Origin of the sequence: Streptomyces sp. A3M-1-3 (assembly GCF_024213665.1) — a bacterium.
Classification (GTDB): Bacteria; Actinomycetota; Actinomycetes; order Streptomycetales; family Streptomycetaceae; genus Streptomyces.
The window spans coordinates 1-26,200 of record NZ_JANAVP010000028.1; the positions used below are offsets into that span (position 1 = coordinate 1).

Genomic DNA, 26,200 nt, shown 5'->3' on the forward strand with positions numbered 1-26,200 from the left:
GGACCAAGACAGCCGAGGAGATCCTCGACTCCCTCGCCCGTTTCTGCCGACGGATCTCCGGCGCAGGACACTAGCGGCTAGCGGCTAGCGGCTAGCGCGTTTCGGTGACCTTGGCCAGTGCCCGGGGTGCATCCGGGTCCTGGCCGCGGGCGATCGTCACCTCGTACGCGAGCATCTGGAGCGGCAGGATCTCCAGGATCGGCTGGACCTCTTCCGCGACGCCCTCCATGGGCAGGACGAAGCCCGCCGAAGCCGCCTCTACCTGGGCCCTCGGCCCGACCACGACCAGGTCCGCGCCGCGGCCGCGCAGCCGGTCCAGGACGGGCTGGAGGGCCTCGCCGCCCCTGCCGTCCGTCACGACGGCGATCACCGGGAAGATGTTGTCGACCATGGCGAGCGGGCCGTGCAGGAGGTCAGCGCCGGAGTAGGAGAGGGCGGGGATGTAGCTCGTCTCCATGAGCTTCAGCGCGGCCTCCTTCGCGGTCGGATAGCCGTACCCGCGCGAGGTGATCACCATGCGCTCGGCGAACCGGTACCGGGAGGCCAGCGTCCGTACCTCCGCCTGGCGGCCGAGGATCTGCTCGGCGAGTTCCGGCAGCACTTCGGCCGCCGAACCTTCGCCGCCCCGCAGCCCCTCCACGAAGAGGTACAGCGCCAGCAGCGAGGCGGTGTACGTCTTCGTCGCCGGCAGCGCCTTCTCCGGACCCGCGAGGATGTCGATGTGGTGCTCGGAGACCGCGGCGAGCGGCGAGTCCGCGTTGTTGGTGACCGCGAGGGTGCTCCGGCCTCCCGGGCCGCCTTGGTGGAGGCGATCAGGTCCGGCGAGCCGCCGGACTGGCTGACCGTGATCACCAGTACGTCGGTGAGGTCCGGCTTCGCGCCGTACGCCGTCGTGGTGGACATCGAGGTCAGGCCGCACGGCAGGCCGAGCCGCACCTCCAGGAGGTACTTCGCGTAGAGCGCCGCGTTGTCGGACGTGCCGCGCGCGGTGAGCAGTACGAAGCGCGGGCTCTTCGCCGCGATGCGCTCGGCGACCTCGCGGATCTTCGGCGCTCCCTGCTCGAGGATGCGCCGCAGCACGAGGGGCTGCTCGGCCATCTCGCCGGACATGATCCGGCCCGGCTGCTCGCTGGCGGACACGACGCCCAGTCGACCATCTCCGGACACAACACGCCACCTCTGCTAGATTGGTCTATACCACATGAGACCACTCTCCAGATCGGCAGGCCCAGCGTGGAAGTTGTCATCGTCCCGGACGCCAAAGCAGGGGGCGAGCTCATCGCGGAGGCCATCGGCGCCCTGCTGAGCCGCAAGCCCGACGCTCTGCTCGGCGTGGCCACCGGCTCGACCCCGCTGCCCATCTACCAGGCCCTGGCCGCCGCCGTCCGGTCCGGCGCCGTGGACGCCACCCGCGCCCGCGTCTGCCAGCTCGACGAGTACGTCGGCCTGCCCGCCGGGCACCGCGAGTCCTACCGCTCGGTCGTGCTGCGCGAGGTCGTGGAACCGCTCGGCCTGACCGAAGGCTCCTTCATCGGCCCCGACGGCACCGCCGAGGACGTCCAGGCCGCCTGCGAGGCGTACGACCGCGCGCTGGCCGAGGCCGGCGGAGTGGACCTCCAGCTGCTCGGCATCGGCACCGACGGGCACATCGGCTTCAACGAGCCGTGCTCCTCGCTCGCCTCCCGCACCCGGATCAAGACCCTCACCCAGCAGACCCGGGAGGACAACGCCCGGTTCTTCGACAGCCTCGCCGAGGTACCCCACCACGTCATCACGCAGGGCATCGGGACCATCCTGGAGGCCCGCCACCTGGTGCTGCTCGCCACCGGCGAGGGCAAGGCCGACGCCGTCGCGCAGTCCGTCGAAGGCCCCGTCTCCGCGCTGGTGCCCGCCTCCGCGCTGCAGTTGCACCCGCACGCGACGGTCGTGGTGGACGAGGCCGCGGCGTCCAAGCTCAAGCTCGCGGACTACTTCCGCGCCACCTACGCCGCGAAGCCGGCCTGGCAGGGGCTGTAGACGGTACCGATGGGAAGGTGGCCGGGCCCCCGAGAGGGGCCCGGCCACCGCCGTATCCGGAAGTCAGACTCCGGCGATGACCTCCGCCGCGGCCCGTCCGCAGACCCGGGCGGCGCCATGGGTCGCGATGTGCACGGCTCCCCTCTGCGGCGCCTGGGGCACGCCCATCTCCACCACGACCGTGTCGGGGCGGGCGTCGAGCAGGGCGTCCAGCGCGCCGGCCATCCACGGGTGGCGGTGGACGTCGCGTACGACGGCGACGATCCGGCGGTCGCCCGCGTCCTTCAGTACGGTCTCGGGCGTGACCGGGTCGGCGTACGTGCCGGTCTCCGTACCGGGGAGCAGGCGCGCCAGCTCGGCGGCCACGCCCCACGGGGTCTCGTCTCCGACGGCGATGTTCGCGACCGGGGTGAGGGCGGCGACGTACGGGGCGGCCGTGAGCGGCTCGAACGTGGCCGCATGCGGTCCGGGGGTGACGCGCAGCGCGCGCCGGGCGGCGGTCAGACCGATGCCGGTGCCGGGCGCGGTCCCCTCCTGTGAAGCCGCGCCCGGCCCCGAAGCCCCCCTGGTCCGCCGCGTCCACTCAGCGAGCGCGCGGACCCGGGCTGCCGCGTCGGCCAGCCGTTCCTCGGGCAGGTGACCTTCGCGTACCGCACCGACCAGCGCGTCGCGCAGGCGCAGTACGGTCTCCTCGTCGGCGAGGCCGCCGCCCACACAGATGGCGTCGGCGCCCGCGGCGATCGCGAGGACACTGCCGCGCTCGATGCCGTACGTGGCGGAGATCGCTTGCATCTCCATGCCGTCCGTGACGATCAGCCCCTGGTAGCCCAGCTCTTCACGCAGCAGACCGGTGAGGATCTGCGGGCTGAGGGTCGCCGGGCGGGTGGGGTCGAGCGCGGGAAGCAGAATATGCGCACTCATCACCGCTTTCGAGCCCCCTGCGATGGCGGCGCGGAATGGTGCCAGCTCACGGGCGTGCAGTGTGTCCAGATCCACATCGATGCGGGGCAGCGCGTGGTGCGAATCGACGGCCGTGTCGCCGTGGCCGGGGAAGTGCTTGGTGCAGGCCGCGACGCCGGCGGACTGCAGGCCCTCGATGTACGCAGCGGTGTGCCGGGCGACGAGGTCGGTGCCGGCGCCGAAGGACCGTACACCGATGACTGGATTGCCCGGGTTCGAGTTGACATCGGCGGAGGGCGCCCAGTTGAGGTTGACACCGCATTCGGCGAGCCGGCGGCCCAGCTCGCGGGCGACCTCCCGGGTCAGATCGGTGTCGTCGACCGCGCCCAGTGCGAGATTGCCGGGGAACGACGAACCGTGCCGCACTTCCAGGCGGGTGACGTCGCCGCCCTCCTCGTCGATCGCCACGAGTACGTCGTCCCGCTCGGCCAGCAACTGGGCGGTGAGCGCGGCGAGTTGCTCGGGCGAGGCGATGTTGCGGCCGAACAGGCCGACGGAGGACAGGCCTTCGCCGACCCGGCGGAGCAGCCAGTCGGGGGCGGTGGTGCCGGGGAACCCGGGCTGGAGGACGGCGAGCGCGTCGCGGGTCAGTCCGTCCTGGGAGGACGTGGCCGTGCCGTGGGCGAGGGTCGTCATGGGGAGGCGTTATCCCTTCACTGCGCCGGCGGTCATCCCGCCGACGGCCCGTCGCTGGAGGAAGAGGAAGACGACGAGCACGGGGACGGCGAAGAGCGAGGAGGCCGCCATCGTGGCGCCCCAGTCGCTGCCGAAGGCCGTCTGGAACTGCGTCAGCCACAGCGTCAGGGTCTGCGCTTCCTTGTCCTTGTTGAGGATGAGGACCATGGCGAACTCGTTCCAGGCCGTGATGAAGCCGAAGAGCGAGGTGGACATCAGACCGGGCGCGAGCAGCGGGAAGATCACCTTGAAGAACGCCTGGCCGCGGTTGCAGCCGTCGATCAGCGCGGCCTCCTCCAGCTCCACCGGGACGGCGGCGATGAAGCCGCGCAGGGTCCAGATGGTGAAGGGCAGCACCATGACGAAGTAGATCGCGGTGAGCAGCGGAATGCTGTTCAGCATGTCCCCGTCGCGGGCGATCAGGTACATCACGATGACCATGACTTCCCAGGGCGCCATCTGAGCCATCATGACGGCGAGTACGAGGCCCTTGCGGCCCTTGAACTTCATCCGGGCGATGGCGAAGCTCGCGGCCAGGGCGACGACGAGGGCGAGGAGCACCGCGCCGACGGTGACGATGAAGCTGTTCTGGACATATGTCCAGAACAGGTCGACGTTCGTCGCCTTGGTGTAGTTGTCGAAGGTCGGCGCGAAGAAGAAGACCGGGTCCTTGCTGAGGATCTCGCTCTGCGGCTTCAGCGAGGACGAGAACATCCAGTAGACCGGGAAGACGAAGCCGGCGGCGAGCACGAGCGCGGCGGCGTTCTTGCCGATCGCGCCGAACCGGATGGGCCGCTTGGCGCGGCGGACGCCAGGGGACACGTTGCTGTTCAACTCTCCTCCTCCTGCTTCAGGATCAGGCGGAAGTAGAAGGACATGAGGACGACCAGGATGAGGATGGTCAGTACGGAGATCGCCGCGGCGAGCCCGTAGTGACCCTGGCCCTGGCCCTCGATGTAGGCGAAGACGGGAAGGATCTCGGAGGCGCGGTCCGGGCCGCCCTGGTTCATCGCGTACACCTGGGTGAATGCCTTGAAGACCCAGATGATCTCCAGGAACGTGGTGATCAGGAAGAACGGCTTCAGGTTCGGGAAGACCACGGACCAGAAGATCCGCCAGCCGCCCGCGCCGTCCATCCGGGCCGCCTCGTACAGCTCGCTGCCGATGGTCGTCAGGCCCGCGTACATGTTGAGCGCCACGAACGGGATCGAGCCCCAGACCACCAGCACGGTGACGATGGTGAGGGTCGAGAAGCCCGTCTCGAACCAGTTGTGCTGGTCGTATCCGGCGAAACCGAGGGTGCGCATCAGCCAGTTGGCGACGCCGAACTGCTCGTCGAAGAGCCAGCGGAACACGGTCACGGAGGCGACGATCGGCATGGCCCAGGCCATCACCAGCGCCACCGAGAGCACCAGCCGCATCTTCTTGCCGAGGCGGCCCAGGAGGATGCCGATGAGCGTGCCGACCGCCATGATCAGGACGACGTTCGCGGCGGTGAACGCGAAGCTGCGCAGGACCACCGTCCAGAAGTCGGGGTCACCCAGCAGCTCGGTGTAGTTGCTGAAGCCGGTCCACACCGTCTCGCGGGTGATCAGCTCCTTCCGGTTGACCTGCTGGAAGGAGAGGACCACGTTGCGGACGAGTGGATACAGCAGAAGCAGCGCGCCGCAGACGATCGCGGGGGCCACCAGCAGATACGGCAACAGCCCGGCGGGCAGCGCCCGTCTGCCGCGAGGAGGCCGACGGACTTCCTTGGAACCGGAACTGGGGCCGGAAGGGGGCGGCGGAGTCTTCGACTCCGTTGCCGCCTTCCCGGGCGCATCCTCCGGAGCAGAGGTCGCCACTCCCTGGGAGTGCACGGTCATGGTCTTCTTCCTCGCGGTTCTGGGGCTCCCGCGCCCACCGGGCAAGGCGGCCACGACAACGGCCGCCGTCACTGCAGAATCCGGTGGCCCGGCCGGCGCGCGCTGAGCGCCGGCCGTGACCACCGGTCATGACTACTGCTGCATGACTACTGCTGGTTGACTACTGCTGGTTGATGCGCTCGGTGATGACCTTGTCGGCCGCCTCGCCCGCCTTCTTGGCGTCCTCACCCTTGAGCACCTTGGTCATGTACTCCTTGATCGGGTTGGGCGCGGTCTCCACGTTCGCCCAGCCCGGGGTGACCGGGGTGATGTTGCCCGCGGCCGCGGCGGCGGCCATGGCCTCGGCGAAGGAGCCGGCCTCCGGCTTGAACTGCGCCGAGTCGTTGTTCGGCAGCAGCGCGCCGGTGACGGCGGCGCTGTACTTGGTCATCTGGTCCTTGCCGGCGGCCAGCGCCAGCCACTCCTTGGCCAGGTCCTTGTTCTTGGACCGCTCGGAGATGGCGAGGTTCGAGCCGCCGAAGAACACGCTGCCCGGCTTGTCCGCGGTCTTGCCCGGGATCGGGAAGTACCCGAAGTCGGCCGTCTTGCCGGCCTTCTTCATCGCGTCGATCGCACCGCCGGCCTCCCAGCCGAGACCGATCCACGAGGCGACGCCTCCCTTGGGGACGATGTCGGTGGACTGCTGCGGGGTGGCCTCGTCCTTGTCCTTCGGAGCGGTCGAATAGGACTGCAGCTTCTTGTAGAACTCCATCGCGGAGGCTGCCTCGGGGGTGGAAAGAGTGCCCTTCCACTTGTCGCCGTCCTTGACCGCGAAGTCGCCGCCCTCGTCCCAGATGAGTCCGGCGAGCACGTACCAGCTCTGGCCGGGCAGGTAGATCGGCTGGGACTTGCTGTCGGCGGCCTTCAGCTTCTCCAGGCCGGCGATCCACTCGTCGCGGGTCTTCGGCGGGGTCACCTTCGCCTTCGCGTACGCCGCCTTGTCGTAGACGACGACGCGGTTGGCCGCGTACCACGGGGCGGAGTACAGCTTGCCGTCGTACTCGGCCGACGCGAGCATGCCCTTGTTCCAGCCGTCGCCGCCGAGGGTGGCCTTGTCGGCGGACAGGTCGGCGAGGCCGCCGGTGGCCGCGTACCCCGCGGTCTGGGTGTTACCGAGCTCGAGCACGTCCGGCGGGGTGTCCTCGGAGAGGGCCGTGGTGACCTTCTCCTGGATGCCGTTCCACTGCTGGGTCTCGACCTTGACCTTGACGCCCTTGTGCTTGGCCTCGAACTCCTTGTTCACGGCCTCGAGCCACGGGGCCGGAGCCGAACCGTCCATCACCCAGACGGTCAGGGTCTTGTTGCCGTTCGCGTCCGTGGTGCCCTTGCTGTCGCTGTCGCTACCACAGGCCACAACGCCGACCATCATGCCCGCGACGCCTACCGCCGCGATGAGCTTGCGCTTCACGCCACACTCCTCAGGGATGCCTGCAATCCACTGCCCGCCGCGGTGACATACGCCAAGTACTGCCGTGGGGCTGGGACCTGGTCTTTAATGGTTTAGACCAGTACTCGGAGCTTGGCCTAGACCTTTAGGGGTGTCAAGGGTGTATAAGAAGGGCAGTCGCGTCCGTTATCGGACCGACACCTGAGGGAGGGCGACGTCCTCGGACCGGCCCGTGTCACGATGTGAGCCGCTACGTACGGAGGAGCCGGTGACGGCAGCAGGACAGGAGTCGGGAAGGCGGGGCATGGCCACCGACGGGGGAAGCACGGATTCCGAGAGCAGTAAGGCGGGGGCGGCCACCCGCACCGCACGCGTGCCCAAGTACTACCGCCTCAAGCGGCACTTGCTCGACATGACGGAGACACTGCCGCCGGGCACCCCGGTGCCGCCGGAGCGGACACTCGCCGCCGAGTTCGACACGTCGCGCACCACCGTGCGGCAGGCACTGCAGGAGCTGGTCGTCGAAGGCCGGCTGGAGCGGATCCAGGGCAAGGGCACGTTCGTCGCCAAGCCCAAGGTCTCCCAGGCGCTCCAACTCACCTCCTACACGGAGGACATGCGGGCCCAGGGCCTCGAACCCACCTCTCAGCTGCTGGACATCGGCTATGTGACGGCCGACGACACGCTCGCGGGACTGCTCGACATCACCACCGGCGGACGGGTGCTGCGGATCGAGCGGCTGCGGCTCGCCAGCGGTGAGCCGATGGCCATCGAGACCACCCACCTGTCGGCCAAGCGCTTCCCCGCGCTGCGCCGCTCGCTGGTCAAGTACACGTCCCTCTACACGGCGCTGGCCGAGGTGTACGACGTCCACCTCGCCGAGGCCGAGGAGACGATCGAGACCTCGCTGGCCACCCCGCGCGAGGCCGGGCTGCTCGGCACCGACGTGGGCCTGCCGATGCTGATGCTGTCGCGCCACTCGCTGGACGCGAACGGCGAGCCGGTGGAGTGGGTCCGCTCCGTCTACCGCGGCGACCGCTACAAGTTCGTGGCGCGGCTCCAGCGGCCGAGCGGCTGAGCGGCTGACCAGCCCGGACCGACATCGTTCTCGTACCGATATACGGACGGGGGGTGACGCCTGCCGAGACAGTCGCCTAGATTTCCTGCGCATTAAGCAGGTGATCAGCGAGGGGACGGAACACCATGCCAGAGCCGGCATCACCCACCACCGCCACCAAGCGGGGCCTTACTCCGAAGTCGATAGCGGTCTGGTCAGTCGTCGCCCTCACGGGCGCGATCGGCTGGGCCGTGCTCGCGCTCTCCCGCGGCGAGGACATCTCCGCCGCCTGGATGCTCGCGGCCGCCCTCGGCTCGTACGCGATCGCGTACCGCTTCTACTCCCGCTTCATCGCCAACCGCGTACTGAAGGTGGACAAAACGCGGGCCACCCCCGCCGAACGCCTTGACAACGGTGTCGACTTCCACCCCACCGACCGCCGGGTGCTCTTCGGGCACCACTTCGCGGCGGTCGCGGGCGCGGGTCCGCTGGTCGGCCCGGTCCTCGCCGCCCAGATGGGCTACCTGCCGGGCACGATCTGGATCGTCGCGGGCGTCATCTTCGCCGGCGCCGTCCAGGACATGGTGACGCTCTTCTTCTCGACCCGCCGCAACGGCCGGTCGCTGGGCCAGATGGCCCGGGACGAGATAGGGCCCTTCGGCGGCGCGTCCGCACTGGTCGCTGTCTTCGCCATCATGATCATCCTGCTGGCCGTGCTGGCACTGGTGATCGTCAACGCCCTGGCGGACTCGCCGTGGGGCGTCTTCTCCATCGGCATGACCATCCCGATCGCCCTGTTCATGGGTGTCTACCTGCGCACACTGCGGCCGGGCAAGGTCACCGAGGTCTCCGTCATCGGCGTGGCGCTGCTGCTGCTCGCCATCGTCGCGGGCGGCTGGGTCGCCGACTCCTCGCTCGCCGACACCTTCACGCTGGAGAAGGGCACGCTCGTCATCTGGATGATCGTGTACGGATTCCTGGCCTCCGTACTGCCGGTGTGGATGCTGCTCGCGCCGCGCGACTACCTCTCCACCTTTATGAAGGTCGGCACGATCGGGCTGCTCGCACTGGGCGTCGTGATCGCCCTGCCGACCCTGAAGATGGACGCGGTCACCGAGTTCGCGAGCCGCGGGGACGGACCGGTCTTCGCCGGCTCGATGTTCCCCTTCGTCTTCATCACCATCGCCTGCGGTGCGCTCTCCGGCTTCCACTCCCTGGTCTCCTCGGGCACCACCCCGAAGATGATCCAGAAGGAGACCCAGGTCCGGGTGATCGGCTACGGGGCGATGCTGACCGAGTCGTTCGTCGCCATCATGGCGATGATCACGGCCTGCATCATCGACCCGGGCCTGTACTTCGCCATCAACTCCCCGGCCGGTGTCGTCGGCACGACCGTCGAGTCCGCCTCGCAGGCGGTGACGAACCTCGGGTTCACCATCTCGCCCGAGCAGCTGGCGCAGGCCGCCAAGGACGTCGACGAAGCCAGCCTGCTGTCGCGGACCGGCGGTGCGCCGACCTTCGCGCTCGGTATGTCGGAGATCTTCTCCGCCGTGGTCGGCGGTACGGCGATGAAGGCCTTCTGGTACCACTTCGCGATCATGTTCGAGGCGCTGTTCATCCTCACCACCGTGGACGCGGGCACCCGCGTCGGGCGCTTCATGCTCCAGGACATGCTGGGCAACGTCTACAAGCCGTTCCGCCAGGTCAGCTGGAAGCCGGGCGTCTGGTTCGCCAGCGCGGTCGTCGTCGGCGGCTGGGGCTACTTCCTGTGGGTGGGCGTGCACGACCCGCTGGGCGGCATCAACCAGCTCTTCCCGCTGTTCGGTATCGCCAACCAGCTGCTCGCCGCCGTGGCGCTCGCCGTATGTACGACGCTGCTGGTCAAGTCCGGCCGGCTGAAGTGGGCCTGGGTCACGGCGGTCCCGCTCGCCTGGGACGTGGCCGTCACGCTCACCGCGAGCTGGATGAAGATCTTCTCGGACGACACCAAGGTCGGCTTCTTCGCCCAGCGCGAGAAGTTCCAGGCGGGCATCGACGCCGACAAGGTGCTGCCGCCCGCCAAGACCATGGACGACATGCACACGGTCGTCACCAACGCCACGGTCGACGGGGTGCTCTCAGTGCTCTTCGCCGTCCTCATCGTCGTGGTCATCGCGGACGCGGCGCGGGTCTGCTACCGGGCCATCAGCAACCCGGAGGGCGTCAAGCTGGCCGAGGTCCCGTACACCGAGTCCAAGCTCCTCGCACCGGCGAGCCTGATCGCCACGAAGGAGGAGAAGGCCGAGTTCGCGGCGGCCGGACTCGGCCCGGACGGCGGTGTCCGCAAGGACATGGACACCGTCCCGGCGGGGACCGGCCAGGCATGAACCCCGCGACCCTCGCGACCCGGCTCGGGCGGGCCGTGAACTGGATCCGCTGGTACGTACGCGAGGTGTCGGGCGAGGCGGTGTACGACAAGTACGTCGCCCACGCCCGGGCCTGCAATCCGGCCGCCGAGGTGATGGACCGGCGCGAGTTCGAGCGCAGCCGTACGGACGCGCGAGAAGCTGATCCACGGGAAGGCTTCCGCTGCTGCTGAGCCCCCCAGCACCGCCCAACGGGCCGTCGCATCCCCTCCGGGGGAAATGCGGCGGCCCGTTGTCGTACCCGTGCGGCACACTTCGGTACATGGACATCACCATCCGGCAGGCCCGGGCAGAGGAGTACAAGCAGCTGGGCGAGATCACCGCGCAGGCGTATCTCGGGGACGGGCTGCTGGACTTCGGGGAGGACGACGACTACCTCCACGTCCTGCGGGACGTGGCCCGGCGGGCGGTCGGCGCGGAGGTGCTCGTCGCGGTGCACGACGGGGAGCTGCTGGGCGGGGTGACCTTCGCACCCCCCGGCAGCGCGTGGGCCGACATCGCGCGGGACGGCGAGGCGGAGTTCCGGATGCTGGCCGTCGCCCGCGAGGGGCGGGGGCGTGGTGCGGGCGAGGCTCTGGTGCGGGCGTGTATCGAGCGGGCACGGGCGCTCCACGGCGTCGAGCGGCTTGTCCTGTCCACGCAGCCCACCATGCTGGACGCCCACCGGATCTACGAACGGCTGGGCTTCACCCGCGCCCCGCAGCGCGATTGGGAGCCGATACCGGGCCTCCCGCTCTTCGCCTACGAGTTGGAGCTTTGACCTCCTCCCCCACATGAATTGGTCGGATTCCGTCCCTGGCGTGCCGTTACCGGTGCGAGGCCCCCGGTCCGGGGGTGGACGGTGCTGTGTTAGGGAGCCGCCGCCCGTATGCGGCGGCCTTCGTGTTCGACGTTCTTCGCGGCGTTGTGGTCCCGGTCGTGGCGGGTGCCGCATTCGGTGCAGGTCCAGGCCCGGATGTGCAGGGGCTTGGGGGCCGTCACGGTGCCCGCATGCCGAGCACACCTGCGAGGACGGATACACCCGATCCACCTTGGTGAGAGTGCGGCCGTGCTTGACGGCCTTGTACTCCAGCATGCTCACGAACGCGGACCATCACGCGTCGTGCACCGTCCGCTCTAGCCGCAGGTCATTGCAGGCTAGAGATTCGCCTCACCTCCGGGGTGAAGCCCAGAGCACTGCGAATGGACCCGGTAGCGACCCACGACACAACATGTGGGGGGTGCCTCATCGCACGGCCCCCACATGTATGCTCGTGCTCGCTGTCGCCGCAGGGGAATCCGGTGGAAATCCGGAACTGTCCCGCAACGGTGCATTGGTGCGCATTCGCACACCCAGGAGTCCGAACACCTGCCGACGGCGCCTCCGGTTCGACCGATCCGGAGCCGATACGTCCGGGCCTCGCGGATAGGCCGGTGGACGCTGCGTGGTGTGCTGCCCGGTGCCGGTTGCGTACGCCCGTGAGCGCCCCCGCTTCCCCGTGGCCCCGAGCCGAGCGAGGGAGAGAACCCCGTGACCATCGCGCCAGCCGGTCCTGCTTCAGCCCAGGTTGCCGAACAGGTTGCCGACGGACCGGGGACCGCACTGCTGCGGACCCTGACCGACCTCACCGCCGATCTGCCGGACACCGACCCCGGCAGGGTCGCCGCGGCGGCGCTGCGCGGCCGGAACGCGCGGTCGGACGAGGCCGAGCTGCGGGGCCTGGCCACCGAGGCGGCCGCGGGTCTCATCTCCGAGGACCCGGCCTACTCGCGGCTCGCGGCGCGCCTGCTGACCCTCGCGATCGCGGACGAGGCGGCCGGCCAGGGCGCGGTGTCGTTCTCCGCGTCCGTCGCGGTGGGGCACCGGGAGGGCCTGATCGCCGACCGTACGGCCGAGTTCGTCCGTACGCACGCGGACCGGCTGGACACGCTGGTCGACATGTCGCTCGCCGACGGTGCGGACGACCGCTTCGGCTACTTCGGCCTGCGCACCCTGCACAGCCGCTACCTGCTGCGCCACCCGATCACCCGCCAGGTCATCGAGACCCCGCAGTTCTTCATGCTGCGCGTCGCGGCAGGACTGGCACAGGACGAGAGCCCGCGCTCGGTCGACGAAGTCGCCGCGCTCTACCGGCTGATGAGCCGCCTGGACTACCTCCCCTCCTCCCCCACCCTCTTCAACTCCGGCACCCGCCACCCGCAGATGTCCTCCTGCTACCTGCTGGACTCACCGCTGGACGAACTCGACTCGATCTACGACCGCTACCACCAGGTCGCGCGGCTCTCGAAGCACGCGGGCGGCATCGGACTCTCGTACTCCCGTATCCGCTCCCGCGGTTCGCTGATCCGCGGCACGAACGGCCACTCCAACGGCATCGTCCCGTTCCTGCGCACCCTCGACTCCTCGGTCGCGGCGGTCAACCAGGGCGGCCGGCGCAAGGGCGCGGCCTGCGTCTACCTGGAGACCTGGCACGCGGACATCGAGGAGTTCCTGGAGCTGCGCGACAACACCGGCGAAGAAGCCCGCCGTACGCACAACCTCAACCTCGCGCACTGGATCCCGGACGAGTTCATGCGCCGCGTCGAGGCCGACGCCGACTGGTCGCTGTTCTCCCCCGCCGACGTGCCCGAGCTGGTCGACCTGTGGGGCGACGAGTTCGACCGCGCCTACCGCACGGCGGAAGCCCAGGGCCTGGCCCGCACCACCGTCCCGGCCCGCCAGCTGTACGGCCGGATGATGCGTACGCTCGCCCAGACCGGCAACGGCTGGATGACCTTCAAGGACGCCTCGAACCGGACAGCCAACCAGACCGCCGAGCCCGGCAAGGTCGTCCACTCCTCGAACCTCTGCACCGAGATCCTCGAAGTGACGGACGACGGCGAGACGGCCGTCTGCAACCTGGGTTCGGTCAACCTGGGCGCGTTCGTGCTGCCTTCAGGGGAGATCGACTGGGAGCGGCTGGACGAGACCGTCCGTACCGCCGTGACCTTCCTCGACCGGGTCGTCGACATCAACTTCTACCCGACCGAGCAGGCCGGCCGCTCCAACACCAAGTGGCGCCCGGTCGGCCTGGGCGCGATGGGCCTGCAGGACGTCTTCTTCAAGCTGCGCCTGCCGTTCGACTCCGCGGAGGCGCAGGTGCTGTCCACGAAGATCGCCGAGCGCATCATGCTCGCCGCATACGAGGCGTCCTGCGACCTCGCCGAGCGCAACGGCCCCCTGCCCGCCTGGTCCCAGACCCGCGCCGCCCGCGGCGTCCTGCACCCCGACCACTACGGCGTCGAGGTCACCTGGCCGGAGCGCTGGGCCGCGCTGCGTACCCGTATCGCCGCGACCGGCATGCGCAACTCGCTCCTGCTCGCCATCGCCCCGACGGCGACCATCGCGTCGATCGCCGGCGTGTACGAGTGCATCGAGCCGCAGGTCTCCAACCTCTTCAAGCGCGAGACGCTCAGCGGTGAGTTCCTCCAGGTGAACGCCTACCTGGTGAACGACCTGAAGAAGCACGGCATCTGGGACGCCCAGACCCGCGAGGCGCTGCGCGACTCCAACGGCTCGATCGAGGGTCTGAGCTGGATCCCCCAGGAGATCCGCGCCCTCTACCGCACCGCGTGGGAGCTGCCGCAGCGCGCGCTGATCGACATGGCCGCGGCCCGGACGCCGTACCTCGACCAGAGCCAGTCGCTCAACCTCTTCCTGGCCTCGCCCACCATCGGCAAGCTCAGCTCGATGTACGCGTACGCCTGGAAGAAGGGCCTGAAGACGACGTACTACCTGCGCTCCCGCCCGGCGACCCGCATCGCCCGCGCGGCCGGCGCCGCGGCGACTGTCGCCGCACCCATCCCCGTACAGCAGACGGCTTCGCCCGACGCCGAGGCGATCGCCTGCTCCCTGGAAAACCCCGAGTCCTGCGAGGCATGCCAGTAATCATGAGTGACAAGAACCTTCTCGACCCGGGCTTCGAACTGACCCTGCGTCCCATGCGCTACCCGGACTTCTACGAGCGCTACCGGGACGCGATCAAGAACACCTGGACGGTGGAGGAGGTCGACCTCCACTCCGACGTGGCCGACCTCGCCAAACTCTCGCCGGGCGAGCAGCACATGATCGGCCGCCTGGTCGCGTTCTTCGCGACGGGCGACTCGATCGTCTCCAACAACCTGGTGCTCACGCTCTACAAGCACATCAACTCCCCCGAGGCGCGGCTCTATCTCTCCCGCCAGCTCTTCGAGGAGGCTGTGCACGTCCAGTTCTACTTGACCCTGCTGGACACGTATCTCCCGGATCCTGACGACCGGGCGGCCGCCTTCGACGCGGTGGAGGAGATCCCGTCGATCCGGGAGAAGGCCCAGTTCTGCTTCAAGTGGATGGATTCGGTCGAGAAGATCGACCGGCTGGAGACGAAGGCCGACCGCCGCCGTTTCCTGCTGAACCTCATCTGCTTCGCGGCGTGCATCGAGGGCCTGTTCTTCTACGGCGCCTTCGCATACGTGTACTGGTTCCGCTCGCGCGGCCTGCTGCACGGCCTGGCGACGGGGACGAACTGGGTCTTCCGCGACGAGACTGCCCACATGAGCTTTGCGTTCGAGGTTGTCGACACCGTTCGCAAGGAGGAGCCCGACCTCTTCGACGAGGAGCTGGAGAGGGAGATCTCCGCGATGCTGAAGGAAGCAGTCGATGCGGAGCTTCAGTTCGGCCGCGACCTCTGCGGTGACGGTCTGCCCGGCATGAACACGGACTCCATGCGACAGTACCTGGAGTGTGTGGCCGACGACCGCCTCCGACGCCTCGGCCTCGCCCCGGTCTACGGGTCCACGAACCCGTTCTCCTTCATGGAGCTTCAGGGCGTGCAGGAGCTGACGAACTTCTTCGAACGCCGGCCTTCGGCGTACCAGGTCGCGGTCGAGGGCACGGTCGGCTTCGACGACGACTTCTGAGCCTGCCGGATCTCATGAGCCCGCGGGCGTACGGATCGGGCGGCGGCTGCCTTCAGCTGCCGGTCGATCCGTCGGTCGTGGAGATGCCCGATCAACGAGGGAGCGAGCAGCAGTCCGAGGACGGCGAGGACGAGGAGGTAGTTCAGGAACGTGTTCATGGCTCCACTGTCGTCGTCCGGGCCTGGAAAAGTCAGTGGCAGGACTGTCATGAAACGTCGAATTACTGCCAAGACAGTGGCACACTGGTGGCATGCTGAAAAACGTGGCTGTGGCCGTGGCCGACGAGGTCGCCCCCTTCGAGCTCGGCGTGATCTGCGAGGTCTTCGGCCTCGACCGCAGTGATCAGGGACTGCCCGTCTACGACTTCGCGCTCTGTGCGGCGCAGCCGGGGCCGCTGAACGCGAGGTCGGGCACCTTCGGGATCTCCGTACCGTACGGACTCGACCGGCTGGAGTCGGCCGATCTCATCGCGGTGCCGGCCGAGCGGCCCCGCGAGCCGCAGGAGTACTCCGAGCCCCTGCTCGATGCCCTGCGCCGGGCCGTGGACCGCGGGGCGCGGGTGCTGAGCGTCTGCACCGGTGCCTTCACGCTCGGCGCGGCCGGGCTGCTGGACGGCCGGCCGTGTACGACCCACTGGATGCACGCCCCGGAGCTCGCCCGCCGGTACCCGCGGGCGCTGGTCGATCCGGATGTGCTGTACGTGGACGACGGCCAGGTCGTCACCTCGGCCGGGACGGCGGCGGGGATCGACGCGTGCCTGCACATCGTGCGGCAGGAGCACGGGCCGGAGGTCGCCAACACCATCGCCCGGCGGATGGTGGTGCCGCCGCACCGGGACGGCGGTCAGGCCCAGTACATCGAGCGGCCGCTGCCGCGCACGGCGTGCGACACGGTGGGGGACGTACTGGCGTGGATGGAGCGCCACCTGGACGCGGAGATCACCGTCGAGCAGCTGGCGGACCGGGCGCACATGTCGCCCCGGACCTTCGCCCGGCGGTTCCTGCAGGAGACGGGGACGACGCCGTACCGCTGGCTCCTGCGCCAGCGGGTGCTGCTGGCGCAGGAGTTGCTGGAGGCGACGGACGACACGATGGACGCGATCGCCGGGCGATCGGGCTTCGGCAACGCGGCCGCGCTGCGCCACCACTTCCTGCGTACGCTCGGCACGACCCCGAACGCCTTCCGCCGTACGTTCCGCGGTACGACAGAGGCCGCCTGAGCCGTGCCGGACCGGCACGACCGGCCGGTCAGATGCCGCAGCTCGAGGCGGACCAGAAGCGGCTGCCGCGGTGGTCGAGGTGGGTGTGGTCGCCGTGGCCCGGGTAGCCGGGGCCGAGGATGCCGTTGAAGCCGTGGTTGCGGGCCTGCTTGGCGAGGGTGCACAGGGAGTGCGGTCCGGCGCCCAGGTCGGCGGCGTCACCGTAGAGATGGCGGCTGTCCGACGCCCCGCCGACCGCGTCGTTGCAGGCGCGGGAGCGGAAGCCGCTGGTCACGGTGACGGGCTGGTCGCCCAGCGCGTGCCGCAGCGCCTCCAGCTTCCACATGGTGCGCAGGGCGTTGGACTTGGCGGTGGCGGCGCTCACGGCGCCGCCGGACCAGGTGGAGTTGCAGTCGTTCAGCTCGGCGTACGTGAAGTGGACGGGCGTGCAGTCGTCGTCCTGGAGGGCGTAGAGCTTGCTGAAGGTGGCGGACCCGGCGACCCCGTCGGCCGCCAGCCCGTACGCGGACTGGAACCGCTTGACGGCGGCGGTGGTGGCGGGCCCGTAGCCACCGTCGGCGGCCAGCACGGCGCCGTACCCCGGATGGCCGCCGACGCGGATCTGCAGCTGGGTGACGTCGGCGCCGGAGGCGCCCTGGGAGAGGGTGCGGGACCAGGTGTAGCAACCGTCTGCCTGCGCGCTACCGGCGGTGGCGACGACACCACCCAATGCGACAATCATGACCATGACAAGGCCGGTTGTGCATCTCGCCATACGTCGGAACATGGGGCCTCCCTACCGAGAAAGGGCAACACGGCCGAGACTGACGGCCCACTCGACGCGCGTCAACAGCGCGGCGACAAGGGTCATTTGTTCAACCAATGGCACCGACGGCAATTCGGATCTCCTGATCGAGATGGCGGCCTTCTCAACGAAGGCCGCCCGCACGGCGGACGTGAGCGCGAAGGTCGACCGGTTCGTCCGCTTCGCGGGTGACCAATACCACGTGTTGAGCGCGTACACGCGACAGATCAGGCGTTCGGGACCGTCTCGTAGCGCGGCGTGCCCTCTTCCATCTGGCGCAGGGCGTCCTTGCGGTCCCGCTTCGACAGCCGGTCGATGTACAGGTAGCCGTACAGGTGGTCCGTCTCGTGCTGGAGGCAGCGCGCGAAGTAGCCCGTGCCCCGCACCTTGATTGCGTTGCCCTCGGCGTCCTGGCCGAGCACCACGGCGTAGTCCGGGCGGGCCAGCGAGGCGTACGCGGTCGGGACCGAGAGGCAGCCCTCGTTGGAGTCGTCCAGGAGGCGTTGGGCGGCCGGCAGGTCCTCCAGGACAGGGTTGACCACGACACCGGTGTGCCGGACGCCGTCGTCGTCCGGGCAGTCGTAGACGAAGACCTTGAGATCGACACCGATCTGGTTGGCGGCCAGGCCCACACCCTCGGCGGCCCGCTGGCTGGCGAACATGTCGTCGATCAGCGCGGCGAGCTTGTCGTCGAACTCGGTGACGTCCTTGCACTCCTTGTGCAGCACCGGGTTGCCGACGACGGTGATCGGGCGGGCGGTGCCACGCGCGCGGTAGGCCGCCTCGCGCTCCTCGCAGTTCTCGGTGTCCACGACAAACCCGCTGTCGTCCACGCTTGGCTGCTGGTCCGTCTCCTGCTGCGCCATGTCCGCCGTAGGCCTTCCGTAAGTCACGATGTGTGCCCGTACAGCCTAAGGCCAGCGCTCAGCAGACTTCCTCGAGATCGCGCCACTCACGGGTGTCCGGACTGTCCGCGACCCAGCCGTCGAGCAGCCCGCGCACCAGCCCGGTGGGCGCCGCGATGCCGCACTCGCGCTCGGGAACCCACAGCTCGCCGGCCGTGCGGTGACCGAGCGGGCCCGGGTGTCCCGGCTCGCTGTGGTCGTGCGGGTCCAGGTGCTCGCCCTCGCCCTCGTCGCTCGGCATCCGGCTCTCCGAGCACAGCCGGCACAGCAGCCGCACGGACGAGGACCAGTCCTCGGCGGCGAAGCCGGCGTCGGAGGCGAGCTGCTCCAGCGCGTCCCGGTCGTCCTCGGTGGCCGCCTCCAGCAGAACCACCCAGGTGGGGACGGGCGAGGGGGCCCACAGCTCGATCTCGTCGAACACCGGGTAGGAGGGTCCGGCGGCGGTGACCCGCTCGCCGTGCGGGACGCCGTCGTGCAGCACGACCTCGCCCCAGCGCCGCCCGGAGGAGGGCAGCGGGATCGACAGCACCTCTATCCGGGCCGGGTCGAGCCGGCGTCCCCACACGACCTCGGCCTCGCCCTCGGGCGACAGCCGTACGGCGGCACTGCCCAGCTCCATGCCGACGGGCTCGCCGTTCCCGGCGGACTCGCCGGGAACCTTCAGCCCGTACGCCTGCCAGGCCCGGCGCGCCAGCGGCCAGTCCTGGAGGGCGGTGGCGGCGATCCCGACGTTCCACCAGTCGGGGGCGCCGGTCTCCCGGTCCAGGAGTGCCACGGCGCGCAGGCCGGCCGCACGCGCCTGCTCCCAGTCGTGCCGGAACTTGTGCAGCAGGGCGAGGTTGAACCAGGACTCGGACAGCCAGGGTTCGAGGTCCGCCGCGCGCGTCAGCAGCGCGCCCGCGTCCTCGTACCGGCCGTCGCCGATCAGCGTGAACGCCCGGTCGGTGGCCTGCCGCCACGAGGCGGAGGGCCGATGCCGTACCTTCCCGAAGATCCTCACGATTCCCGCCTGCCGGTCCCTACGGTGCAGTCCTGCGGACACCCTCTTCTTCGCATCCAACCATGCCCGGTTGGACGACCGCTCATTACCCATGGGTTACCCAGGCGGGGACTGGGTCAGGCCTCGGGAAAGCACCCGGGCCAGGGCCTCCACGACGGCGGGCTGATAGTCGTGGCCGGTGCCCAGGCGCAGCTGTTCGAGGGCGTCCAGGGAGCCGCCGAGCCGCCCGGTCCCGGTGCCGGTCCCGCCCACGAGATCGTCGTACGCATTGACGGTACGCACGATCCTGGCGGTGAGTGGCTGCTCGCGGTACGGATCGGCCTGCCGCTCCACCACGACCGCGACCTCCGGCGGCACCCCGGTCTGACGTACGACGGCGCCGCCCAGCAGTGCGATGCGGCGCTGTTCGACGGCGGGCAGGGGCGCCGTGGCCCCGGCCGGCACCGGGTCCACCAGCGACAGCTGGCCGATGTCGTGCATCAGGGCCGCGTACTCCAGCACGGTCAGGTCCGGCTCGGCCAGGCCCAGCTCGCGGCCGACGGCGCAGCTGAGCGCGGCGACCCGGCGGGCGTGGCCGTGCGGGGTGTATCCGGCGATCTCGGTGGACCGCGCGAGCGAGGTAATGGTCTGCCGGTACGTCGTCCGTACAGCCGCGATACGGCGGAACGACAGCTGGGTGAGCAGCAGCGGCACGCTGAACACGGGCAGCGCCCAGAGCCCGGCGACGGCCACGCCGAGCGCCATCACCGCCCCGGTGGCACAGATCGCGGAGCCGACGCCGAGGAGCGCGCGCAACTCGTCGCGGAGCAGGGGGCCGTACGGCCAGCGGGTACGGGCGCGGGCCATCGCGGCGGCGAGTACGGCGTCGCACAGGGCGGTGAGGACGAGGATCAGGGCGAGGAAGCCCGCGTAGTACGGGCCGTGGCCGATCCAGTCGCCGAGCTTGCCCGAGTTGTACAGCGGCTGGAAGCAGACCGCGGCGAACCCCACGCTGAGTACCCGGCGGGAGACATGGTCGAGGGCGGGGCCGCGGCCGAGGGCGACGTGGGGGACGGTGCCGACCAGGGCCGCCGCGACGACGACGGCGATGATCTGGAGGACGCCGTGGGTGGTCGCGCTGCCCGCGTTCTGGCCGAGCAGGGCGTACGCGAGGGCCCCGGCGGAACCGAGCGGCGCGGGCTCGCGGTCGCCGGGGGTCTCCCGCCCCCCGCGGCGGGCCAGCTCCCCCACGGTGATGAGCGCGCCGAAGGCGAGCGCGATGCCGGGTTCGGCGAGGCCGTGCCAGAGCGTCCAGCCGAGCGCGAGCGCGGTGAGCGCGGCGGCGCCGCCATGAACGCCCCCAAGAACAACCCCCGCCCCTCCCACCCCCTTCAAGCGCCCCACCCCACCGACCAGACCTCGCCCGGCCATTCGACGGGAGCGAGCCACTGGACTCTTCCGGCGGCCGACCACCCGCCACCGCCGACTGCGGCCCGACGCGGGGGGCGCCCGGCTGCGGCCGGCCCCTGGCCCGCTCCGCCCGACCGGCGAGGGTCACTGGTGCGTAGCCCCTCGCCGCCGGCCGCCATCGGCCCGGCGCGGGTGATGTGCCCTTTGGCGGCTGCCGGCAGGTCGCGGCTGAGCCGCGGGGCGTAGCGGGCGCGGGTCTCGGGGGGCCGGGGGCTTGTCCCCGGTTTCGGGAAGGGGCGGGGCTGGGGAAGCTTCCTCACCCGGGCCGGGGTCACGTCGCTCCGCCATGGCCGGGGCCCGAGACGCCCGTTCGGCTTCGCTCCGGCACCGCGGTGCCGTCCGCGTCCGCCGACCCGTCCGCCGACCCGTCCGGCGACCCGTCCGGCGGGCGCGATGGCGGGACGTTTCCTCGCGGCGCGGGGCCCTGCTCCTCCGCCGTTACCGAGGGGTGCCAGCCGTGGCGTTCGATCGCCCGCACGAGCGCCCGTACCATTCGCGCGTCGAACTGCGCGCCCGCGCACCGTTGCAGCTCCTGCACGGCCGCCTCCACCGGCCGAGCCCGCCGGTACGAGCGGGTCGACGTCATCGCGTCGAACGCGTCGGCGACCGCCACCACCCTGGCGAACTCCGGGATCTGACGGCCGGACAGGCCGTACGGATAGCCGCTGCCGTCGATCCGTTCGTGGTGGTGCAGGATCGCCGCCCGCGCCTCGCCGAGGAAGCCGATGCCGCGCACCATCTCGTGCCCGTACTCGGGATGCAGTTCGATGACCCGGCGCTCCGCCGGGGTCAGCGGCCCGTCCTTGCGCAGCAGCCGGGTCGGTACGCCGAGCTTGCCCACGTCGTGCAGGATCCCGGCGAACCGCAGCACTTCGAGGCGGTCCTCCTCCATGCCCAGCTCGCGGGCGATCATCGTGGACGCCTGGCCGACGCGCTCGCTGTGGCCGCGCGTGTAGCGGTCCTTGATGTCGACGGCCTGGACCAGCGCGCGGATGGTCGCCTGGTGGGCGGCCCGCTCCCGGTGGTACTGGGCGAAGACCCAGCAGGAGATGTACATCGGCAGGAGCACGAGCAGTGCCGCGGGCGGCCCGTACGGGCTGCGCCAGAGCACGGCCATCATCAGGCCGGCCAGCCCGTGCACACAGTGCGGGGCGAGCGAGCGCAGCAGCAGCCCGCGCCAGGCGGTCCGGGCGGGCAGCCGTTCGGCGGTGGCCAGAATGCCGCCGTCGAGGGCGGTCAGCACCAGGCAGAAGACCAGCACCGCGGCGGCCGCGGGAGCCAGCACGTACGGGAAGTCGGGCGCCAGGCCACCGGGCGGCGTCAGGCTGCCCGGAGTCAGGCTGCCGGAGGCCGCGTCGCCCGGCGCCAGGTTCCCGCTCACCCCGCCCAGCGCGGACGGGCCGCGCAGCACCCCGTACACCAGGGCGGCGGCCCACGCGGCGAGCGCGTGCTGTGCCGCGTGCCAGACGCGGCGCACCCACGCGGGGCGCTGCTCGATCCGGCCGGCGAGCGCGCCGGGAACCGCGACGAGCGCGGCGGCGGCCGGGGGCAGCAGGAAGACGGCAGCGAGCACCACCGGGAAGAAGGAGCCGATACCGGCCGGTACGCGGTGCCCCATGAAGGGGCGTATCTTGACCAGCTCGCAGAGGGCGTACAGCGCGCCCAGCAGAGCGACCGCACCCCAGGGGGTGCCGTAACCGGCCGTCAGCGCGGGGGCGGCGCACGCGAGGCCGCCCAGCACAGCGCACAGGATGTAGGCGCGCGCCCCCGGCGGAAGTGCCCCCATGGCGCTCTCCTCCTCGTGTGCCTGGGCAAGCCCTCACGGGCCACGCCCGTCGGGGCCCGTACAGGTTCGGGAGAATATGCGCGCTGCGGACCTCAAGGGGCCGCATTCTCGGATTGCGCCGTCCGAAGCCCCCGGATTAGCACCTTCGAGTGAACGAAGTCGCCTGCCGGGCGCGGGAGTTCATGCGCGGGAGTTCATTCCTGGACGGCTGTCACATCGTGATCAGGGATGGCCTGTCCCGAACGAATCAGTTCGATACGGCCCATGACCTTCGACCGGAGGTCGCTCGGCACGTCGTCGTGACCGCAGCAGCGCTTCACCAGCTTCTTGACCGCCTGCTCGAGCCCGTACTTCTCCAGGCACGGCGAGCACTCCTCGAAGTGCGATTCGAACTTCGTGCAGTCACTGTCGGGCATCTCGTGGTCGAGGAACTCGTAGAGATGGTCCAGGACCTCTGAGCAGTCCGTCTCGTGCGGCTCTCCGCAGCTCATGAGCCCGAGCCTTTCAGGTCGTTCGACTCTCCCGCACCGGCCGGGACCAGCCCGCGGTCGCGGGCGTAGTCCTCGAGCATGCCGCGCAGCTGACGGCGGCCCCGGTGCAGGCGGGACATCACCGTACCGATGGGTGTACCCATGATGTCCGCGATCTCCTTGTACGCAAAGCCCTCGACATCGGCGAGATAGACCGCGATGCGGAACTCCTCGGGGATCGCCTGCAGGGCTTCCTTCACGTCGGAATCCGGCAGGTGGTCCAGCGCCTGCGACTCGGCGGAGCGCAGTCCGGTCGACATGTGCGACTCGGCGCGCGCCAGCTGCCAGTCCTCGATCTCCTCGGCGGCGCTGCGCTGCGGTTCGCGCTGCTTCTTCCGGTACGAGTTGATGAAGGTGTTGGTCAGAATGCGGTAGAGCCACGCCTTGAGGTTCGTGCCCTCACGGAACTGGTGGAAGGACCCGTACGCCTTGGCATACGTCTCCTGCACCAGATCCTCGGCATCCGCCGGATTGCGCGTCATGCGCAGCCCGGCCGAGTACATCTGGTCGAGGTAGCCGAGGGCGTCCCGCTCGAAGCGCGCGTTACGCTCCGCGGTCGTTTCCTCCGCGCGGCCGTCGTCGGTCCCAGTGACAGGACCCACCTCCTCCAACACCGTGGTGGGGCCGAGAGCGGACCCACTCGAATCGGAGAATAGTCGACCTTCCGGAGACGGTCCCTGCCGATCCGGTCCGCCCACCCCCGAAACGGGGGCGGCCTTCGCCCCAGGCAGCACCGTCCACTCCAGGTCAGCGGCGTGCGGACGGCTGGGGCAGATGGTCGATGCCATGCGTTCCCTCTCCTCGTGCAAGTGCCTCAACGTACGGACGCTTCACACAACAGAGGTCACGCCCTCAACATTCCCCGAAGCTTCGCAGGCTCACCCCCCAGCCCGTCGAGCCAGCTCGCCACACCCTCGGTGATGATCTTCAGGGCCTCCTCCTGGGTGATATCGGCCCGCTTCGGCACGGCGAAGCCGTGATCGGCGTACGGCACCTCCAGCGGCTCGTGCCCCGCGGGGAACTCGCCGGGCCGCCCGAACGAGTCGTTACCGCCCTGGACGACGAGCGTGGGCACGCCCGCGCCGGTGAGTTCGTCAGCCCGGGACTTCTCCGGCCTGCCCGGCGGGTGGAGTGGGAAGCTCAGCGCGAGTACGGCGTACGCGCCCAGCTCGCGCGCCGTACGGCAGGCCACCCGCGCCCCGGCGCTGCGGCCCCCCGCGACGACCGGCAGCCCGGGCTTGGCCAGCGCGGGCCACAGCCCCCGCCACCCCTCGTCCAGCGTCTTCGGCGCGGGCGCGACCTTCTTGCCGGCCACTCGCCACGGCTGCTCGACCAGCGCGACGGTCACGCCCCGGGCGGGCAGCGTGGCGGCGAGCGCCTGCAGATCGCGGGCCTGGATCCCGCCGCCGGCCCCGTGGCTGACGGCGAGCACGAGCCGCGCCTTGCGGGCGGCGGCAGAAACCCAGGTGATCCGGGCCTCGCCCGCGGGCGTCTGAACAGTCTCAACGTTCTCAGCAGTCTTGATCCGGCTCACACAGCCATCCTGCCGCCTGAAAACCCGGAACGTGCGCTCAGAACAGCGTGCCCAGTTCCGGCGCGGCCAGCTCCTCCAGCAGTTCCGGGCCGTTGTTACGGACATTGCTGACGTCCGTCGAGACCGGATACGCGCGCATCAGGCCCGGCGGGGGCGGCGCCAGCAGCTCACGCAGGCCGTCCACGTCCGTACGGGCCGGGTCCAGCCAGGCGTCCCAGCGGTCCGGGGTGAGCATCAGCGGCATCCGTGGGTGGATGTCCGCCAGCGCCCGGGGTCCGTCGGCCGGGGCGACCGCGAGCGGGGACTTCTCCGCCTCGGTCGTGACGACGGTGCACGTCACCCACCAGGCCCGCGGGTGGTCGTCGGGCAGGGTGCGGTCCCGCCAGAACTCGTACAGGCCGGCCATCGCCATCACGGAACCGTCGGCGGGCGTCACGAAATACGGCTGCTTGCGCGGCCGCTTCTTCTTGCCCTGCTCCTCCAGCTGCCGCTCGCCCGCCCCCGTGACCCACTCGTAGTAGCCGTCCGCCGGGATGACGCAGCGCCGCTGCGCGAACGGCCGCCGGAAGGACGGCTTCTCGTGCAGGGACTCGGCGCGGGCGTTGATCATCCGGGCCGCGCCTTCCGGCGACTTGGACCACGAGGGGACGAGTCCCCACTTCAGCGCCCGCAGCTGGCGAACCGGACTCGGATCCTCTGCGTCCTTGAGAGGACGCTCGAGAATCGCGAAGACGTCGTTCGTCGGTGCCACGTTCCAGTCGGGGGCCAGGGTCTCCGTCGGCTCCCACTTCTCGACCTCGAAGACACCGACCAGGTCCTCAGGTTTACGACTCGATGCATACCGTCCGCACATGAGTGCCACACTGCCACTCCTGCCCGCCACCGGACCACCACCCCTCAACGACAGGAGTCGGCCCCCACATGGACAGCACAGCACTGGGTGACCTCTGGGACCGTGTCTTCGGGGTCCAGTCCGACCCCGACAGCTGGCTGGTGATAGCCACCGCCGTGGCCGCCCTCGCCGTCGTCCTTCCGCGCAGCGCCTGGCGGTTCTCCCGCAACGCCGTCACCATCGCGCACGAGGGCGGCCACGGCCTGGTCGCCCTGCTCACCGGTCGCCGCCTGGACGGCATCCGGCTGCACTCGGACACCAGCGGCCTCACCGTCAGCCGCGGCAAACCGACCGGCCTCGGCATGATCCTGACGGCCGCCGCCGGCTACCCGGCACCTCCGCTGCTCGGCCTCGGCGGCGCCTGGCTGCTCGCCGCGAACCACATCACCCTGCTCCTGTGGCTGGCGACCGCCCTGCTGCTCGTCATGCTGGTCATGATCCGCAACGCGTACGGCGTCCTGACCGTGGTTCTCACCGGCGGCGCCTTCCTCCTGGTCTCCTGGCTGACCTCCTCCACCGTCCAGGCCGCGTTCGCGTACGGGGTGGTGTGGTTCCTGCTGCTCGGCGGCGTACGGCCGGCGTTCGAGCTCCAGGCCAAGCGCCGCCACGGGGGCGCCGCCGACTCGGACGCCGACCAGCTGGCCCGGCTGACCCATGTGGCGCCCGCCATGTGGCTCTTCCTCTTCCATGCCGTCTCGCTGTGCTCGCTGGTGGGCGGCGCCCGCTGGCTGCTCGGACTGTGACCTCGGATGCCCCCGTACCACCTCCCGGTTACACCCC

The 26,200-nt window shown here is 70.2% G+C and carries 23 protein-coding genes, 2 pseudogenes and 1 riboswitch; of the genes and pseudogenes, 9 read left to right on the top strand and 16 right to left on the bottom strand.

Features of this window, described 5'->3' with window-relative positions; genetic code table 11:
• Positions 1 to 91: 91 nt before the first annotated feature.
• A pseudogene (locus NLX86_RS26495) lies at positions 92 to 1,110 on the bottom strand (SIS domain-containing protein).
• Between the two features lie 123 nt (positions 1,111 to 1,233).
• On the opposite strand from NLX86_RS26495, the gene NLX86_RS26500 reads away from it, so the two are divergent.
• A complete protein-coding gene (locus NLX86_RS26500) occupies positions 1,234 to 2,016 on the top strand; it encodes a glucosamine-6-phosphate deaminase (protein ID WP_254374310.1) in 783 nt (260 codons plus the stop codon).
• 63 nt (positions 2,017 to 2,079) lie between these two features.
• On the opposite strand, the gene NLX86_RS26505 is transcribed toward NLX86_RS26500, so the two are convergent.
• The 4 genes from NLX86_RS26505 to NLX86_RS26520 form a co-directional block, all read right to left on the bottom strand.
• Positions 2,080 to 3,612: a glycoside hydrolase family 3 protein gene (locus NLX86_RS26505; RefSeq protein ID WP_254374311.1), complete on the bottom strand. Its 1,533-nt coding sequence runs from the start codon at positions 3,610 to 3,612 to the stop codon at positions 2,080 to 2,082.
• A gap of 9 nt (positions 3,613 to 3,621) precedes the next feature.
• On the bottom strand, positions 3,622 to 4,485 hold the full coding sequence (locus NLX86_RS26510; RefSeq protein ID WP_254374312.1) for a carbohydrate ABC transporter permease: 864 nt from the start codon (positions 4,483 to 4,485) through the stop codon (positions 3,622 to 3,624).
• The gene (locus tag NLX86_RS26515; RefSeq protein WP_254374313.1) at positions 4,482 to 5,516 is read right to left on the bottom strand and encodes a carbohydrate ABC transporter permease; all 1,035 of its coding nucleotides are present in this window, start codon (positions 5,514 to 5,516) and stop codon (positions 4,482 to 4,484) included. The genes NLX86_RS26510 and NLX86_RS26515 overlap by 4 nt, the downstream gene beginning before the upstream one ends.
• A 160-nt stretch (positions 5,517 to 5,676) precedes the next feature.
• Positions 5,677 to 6,963 (bottom strand): extracellular solute-binding protein, encoded by a 1,287-nt coding sequence (locus NLX86_RS26520; RefSeq protein ID WP_254374314.1) that lies wholly within the window; start codon positions 6,961 to 6,963, stop codon positions 5,677 to 5,679.
• Between the two features lie 283 nt (positions 6,964 to 7,246).
• Here NLX86_RS26520 and NLX86_RS26525 point away from each other — a divergent pair, with 283 nt between their 5' ends.
• From NLX86_RS26525 to NLX86_RS26540, 4 genes are all read left to right on the top strand, one after another.
• A complete protein-coding gene (locus NLX86_RS26525; RefSeq protein ID WP_254374387.1) occupies positions 7,247 to 8,020 on the top strand; it encodes a GntR family transcriptional regulator in 774 nt (257 codons plus the stop codon).
• 125 nt (positions 8,021 to 8,145) lie between these two features.
• On the top strand, positions 8,146 to 10,365 hold the full coding sequence (locus NLX86_RS26530) for a carbon starvation CstA family protein (RefSeq protein ID WP_254374315.1): 2,220 nt from the start codon (positions 8,146 to 8,148) through the stop codon (positions 10,363 to 10,365).
• A complete protein-coding gene (locus NLX86_RS26535; RefSeq protein WP_254374316.1) occupies positions 10,362 to 10,577 on the top strand; it encodes a YbdD/YjiX family protein in 216 nt (71 codons plus the stop codon). The genes NLX86_RS26530 and NLX86_RS26535 overlap by 4 nt, the downstream gene beginning before the upstream one ends.
• A gap of 89 nt (positions 10,578 to 10,666) precedes the next feature.
• The gene (locus NLX86_RS26540; RefSeq protein WP_254374317.1) at positions 10,667 to 11,164 is read left to right on the top strand and encodes a GNAT family N-acetyltransferase; all 498 of its coding nucleotides are present in this window, start codon (positions 10,667 to 10,669) and stop codon (positions 11,162 to 11,164) included.
• Between the two features lie 89 nt (positions 11,165 to 11,253).
• On the opposite strand, the pseudogene NLX86_RS26545 reads toward NLX86_RS26540, so the two are convergent.
• Positions 11,254 to 11,479 (bottom strand): annotated as a pseudogene (locus tag NLX86_RS26545) (zinc ribbon domain-containing protein).
• Positions 11,480 to 11,634: 155 nt separating this feature from the next.
• Positions 11,635 to 11,775, top strand: a riboswitch (cobalamin riboswitch).
• A 139-nt stretch (positions 11,776 to 11,914) separates the two neighbouring features.
• Between NLX86_RS26545 and NLX86_RS26550 the strand changes: the two are divergent.
• The 3 genes from NLX86_RS26550 (at position 11,915) to NLX86_RS26565 (ending at position 16,540) form a co-directional block, all read left to right on the top strand.
• Entirely contained in the window at positions 11,915 to 14,311 is a 2,397-nt protein-coding gene (locus NLX86_RS26550; protein ID WP_254374318.1) for a ribonucleoside-diphosphate reductase subunit alpha, read from the top strand.
• A gap of 2 nt (positions 14,312 to 14,313) precedes the next feature.
• A complete protein-coding gene (locus tag NLX86_RS26555; protein ID WP_254374319.1) occupies positions 14,314 to 15,321 on the top strand; it encodes a ribonucleotide-diphosphate reductase subunit beta in 1,008 nt (335 codons plus the stop codon).
• Positions 15,322 to 15,571: 250 nt separating this feature from the next.
• The gene (locus NLX86_RS26565; RefSeq protein ID WP_254374321.1) at positions 15,572 to 16,540 is read left to right on the top strand and encodes a helix-turn-helix domain-containing protein; all 969 of its coding nucleotides are present in this window, start codon (positions 15,572 to 15,574) and stop codon (positions 16,538 to 16,540) included.
• A gap of 28 nt (positions 16,541 to 16,568) precedes the next feature.
• Here the strand turns inward: NLX86_RS26565 and NLX86_RS26570 are convergent, their stop codons facing one another.
• From NLX86_RS26570 to NLX86_RS26615, 10 genes are all read right to left on the bottom strand, one after another.
• Complete coding sequence (locus NLX86_RS26570) at positions 16,569 to 17,306, bottom strand: D-Ala-D-Ala carboxypeptidase family metallohydrolase (RefSeq protein WP_254374322.1); 738 nt, start codon at positions 17,304 to 17,306, stop codon at positions 16,569 to 16,571.
• A gap of 9 nt (positions 17,307 to 17,315) precedes the next feature.
• The gene (locus NLX86_RS26575) at positions 17,316 to 17,543 is read right to left on the bottom strand and encodes a hypothetical protein (protein WP_254374323.1); all 228 of its coding nucleotides are present in this window, start codon (positions 17,541 to 17,543) and stop codon (positions 17,316 to 17,318) included.
• A gap of 8 nt (positions 17,544 to 17,551) precedes the next feature.
• Positions 17,552 to 18,190, bottom strand: a complete 639-nt coding sequence (def, locus tag NLX86_RS26580; RefSeq protein WP_254374324.1) for a peptide deformylase — start codon at positions 18,188 to 18,190, stop codon at positions 17,552 to 17,554.
• Positions 18,191 to 18,248: 58 nt separating this feature from the next.
• On the bottom strand, positions 18,249 to 19,229 hold the full coding sequence (locus NLX86_RS26585; RefSeq protein WP_254374325.1) for a hypothetical protein: 981 nt from the start codon (positions 19,227 to 19,229) through the stop codon (positions 18,249 to 18,251).
• A gap of 96 nt (positions 19,230 to 19,325) precedes the next feature.
• Positions 19,326 to 20,639 (bottom strand): HD-GYP domain-containing protein, encoded by a 1,314-nt coding sequence (locus tag NLX86_RS26590; RefSeq protein ID WP_374213965.1) that lies wholly within the window; start codon positions 20,637 to 20,639, stop codon positions 19,326 to 19,328.
• A 310-nt stretch (positions 20,640 to 20,949) separates the two neighbouring features.
• Positions 20,950 to 22,464 (bottom strand): HD-GYP domain-containing protein, encoded by a 1,515-nt coding sequence (locus NLX86_RS26595; protein ID WP_254374327.1) that lies wholly within the window; start codon positions 22,462 to 22,464, stop codon positions 20,950 to 20,952.
• Between the two features lie 194 nt (positions 22,465 to 22,658).
• Positions 22,659 to 22,955, bottom strand: coding sequence for a mycothiol system anti-sigma-R factor (gene rsrA, locus NLX86_RS26600; RefSeq protein ID WP_254374328.1), 297 nt, complete (start codon positions 22,953 to 22,955; stop codon positions 22,659 to 22,661).
• The gene (locus NLX86_RS26605; RefSeq protein ID WP_374213966.1) at positions 22,952 to 23,596 is read right to left on the bottom strand and encodes a sigma-70 family RNA polymerase sigma factor; all 645 of its coding nucleotides are present in this window, start codon (positions 23,594 to 23,596) and stop codon (positions 22,952 to 22,954) included. Before NLX86_RS26605 ends, rsrA begins: the two co-directional genes overlap by 4 nt.
• A 242-nt stretch (positions 23,597 to 23,838) precedes the next feature.
• Positions 23,839 to 24,528, bottom strand: coding sequence for an alpha/beta family hydrolase (locus NLX86_RS26610; protein WP_254374330.1), 690 nt, complete (start codon positions 24,526 to 24,528; stop codon positions 23,839 to 23,841).
• Positions 24,529 to 24,565: 37 nt separating this feature from the next.
• Positions 24,566 to 25,381, bottom strand: a complete 816-nt coding sequence (locus NLX86_RS26615; RefSeq protein ID WP_254374331.1) for an SOS response-associated peptidase — start codon at positions 25,379 to 25,381, stop codon at positions 24,566 to 24,568.
• A gap of 68 nt (positions 25,382 to 25,449) precedes the next feature.
• On the opposite strand from NLX86_RS26615, the gene NLX86_RS26620 reads away from it, so the two are divergent.
• Positions 25,450 to 26,163 carry a M50 family metallopeptidase gene (locus NLX86_RS26620; protein WP_254374332.1) on the top strand — a complete coding sequence of 238 codons (714 nt, stop codon included), beginning with the start codon at positions 25,450 to 25,452 and terminating at the stop codon, positions 26,161 to 26,163.
• Positions 26,164 to 26,200 lie beyond the last annotated feature (37 nt).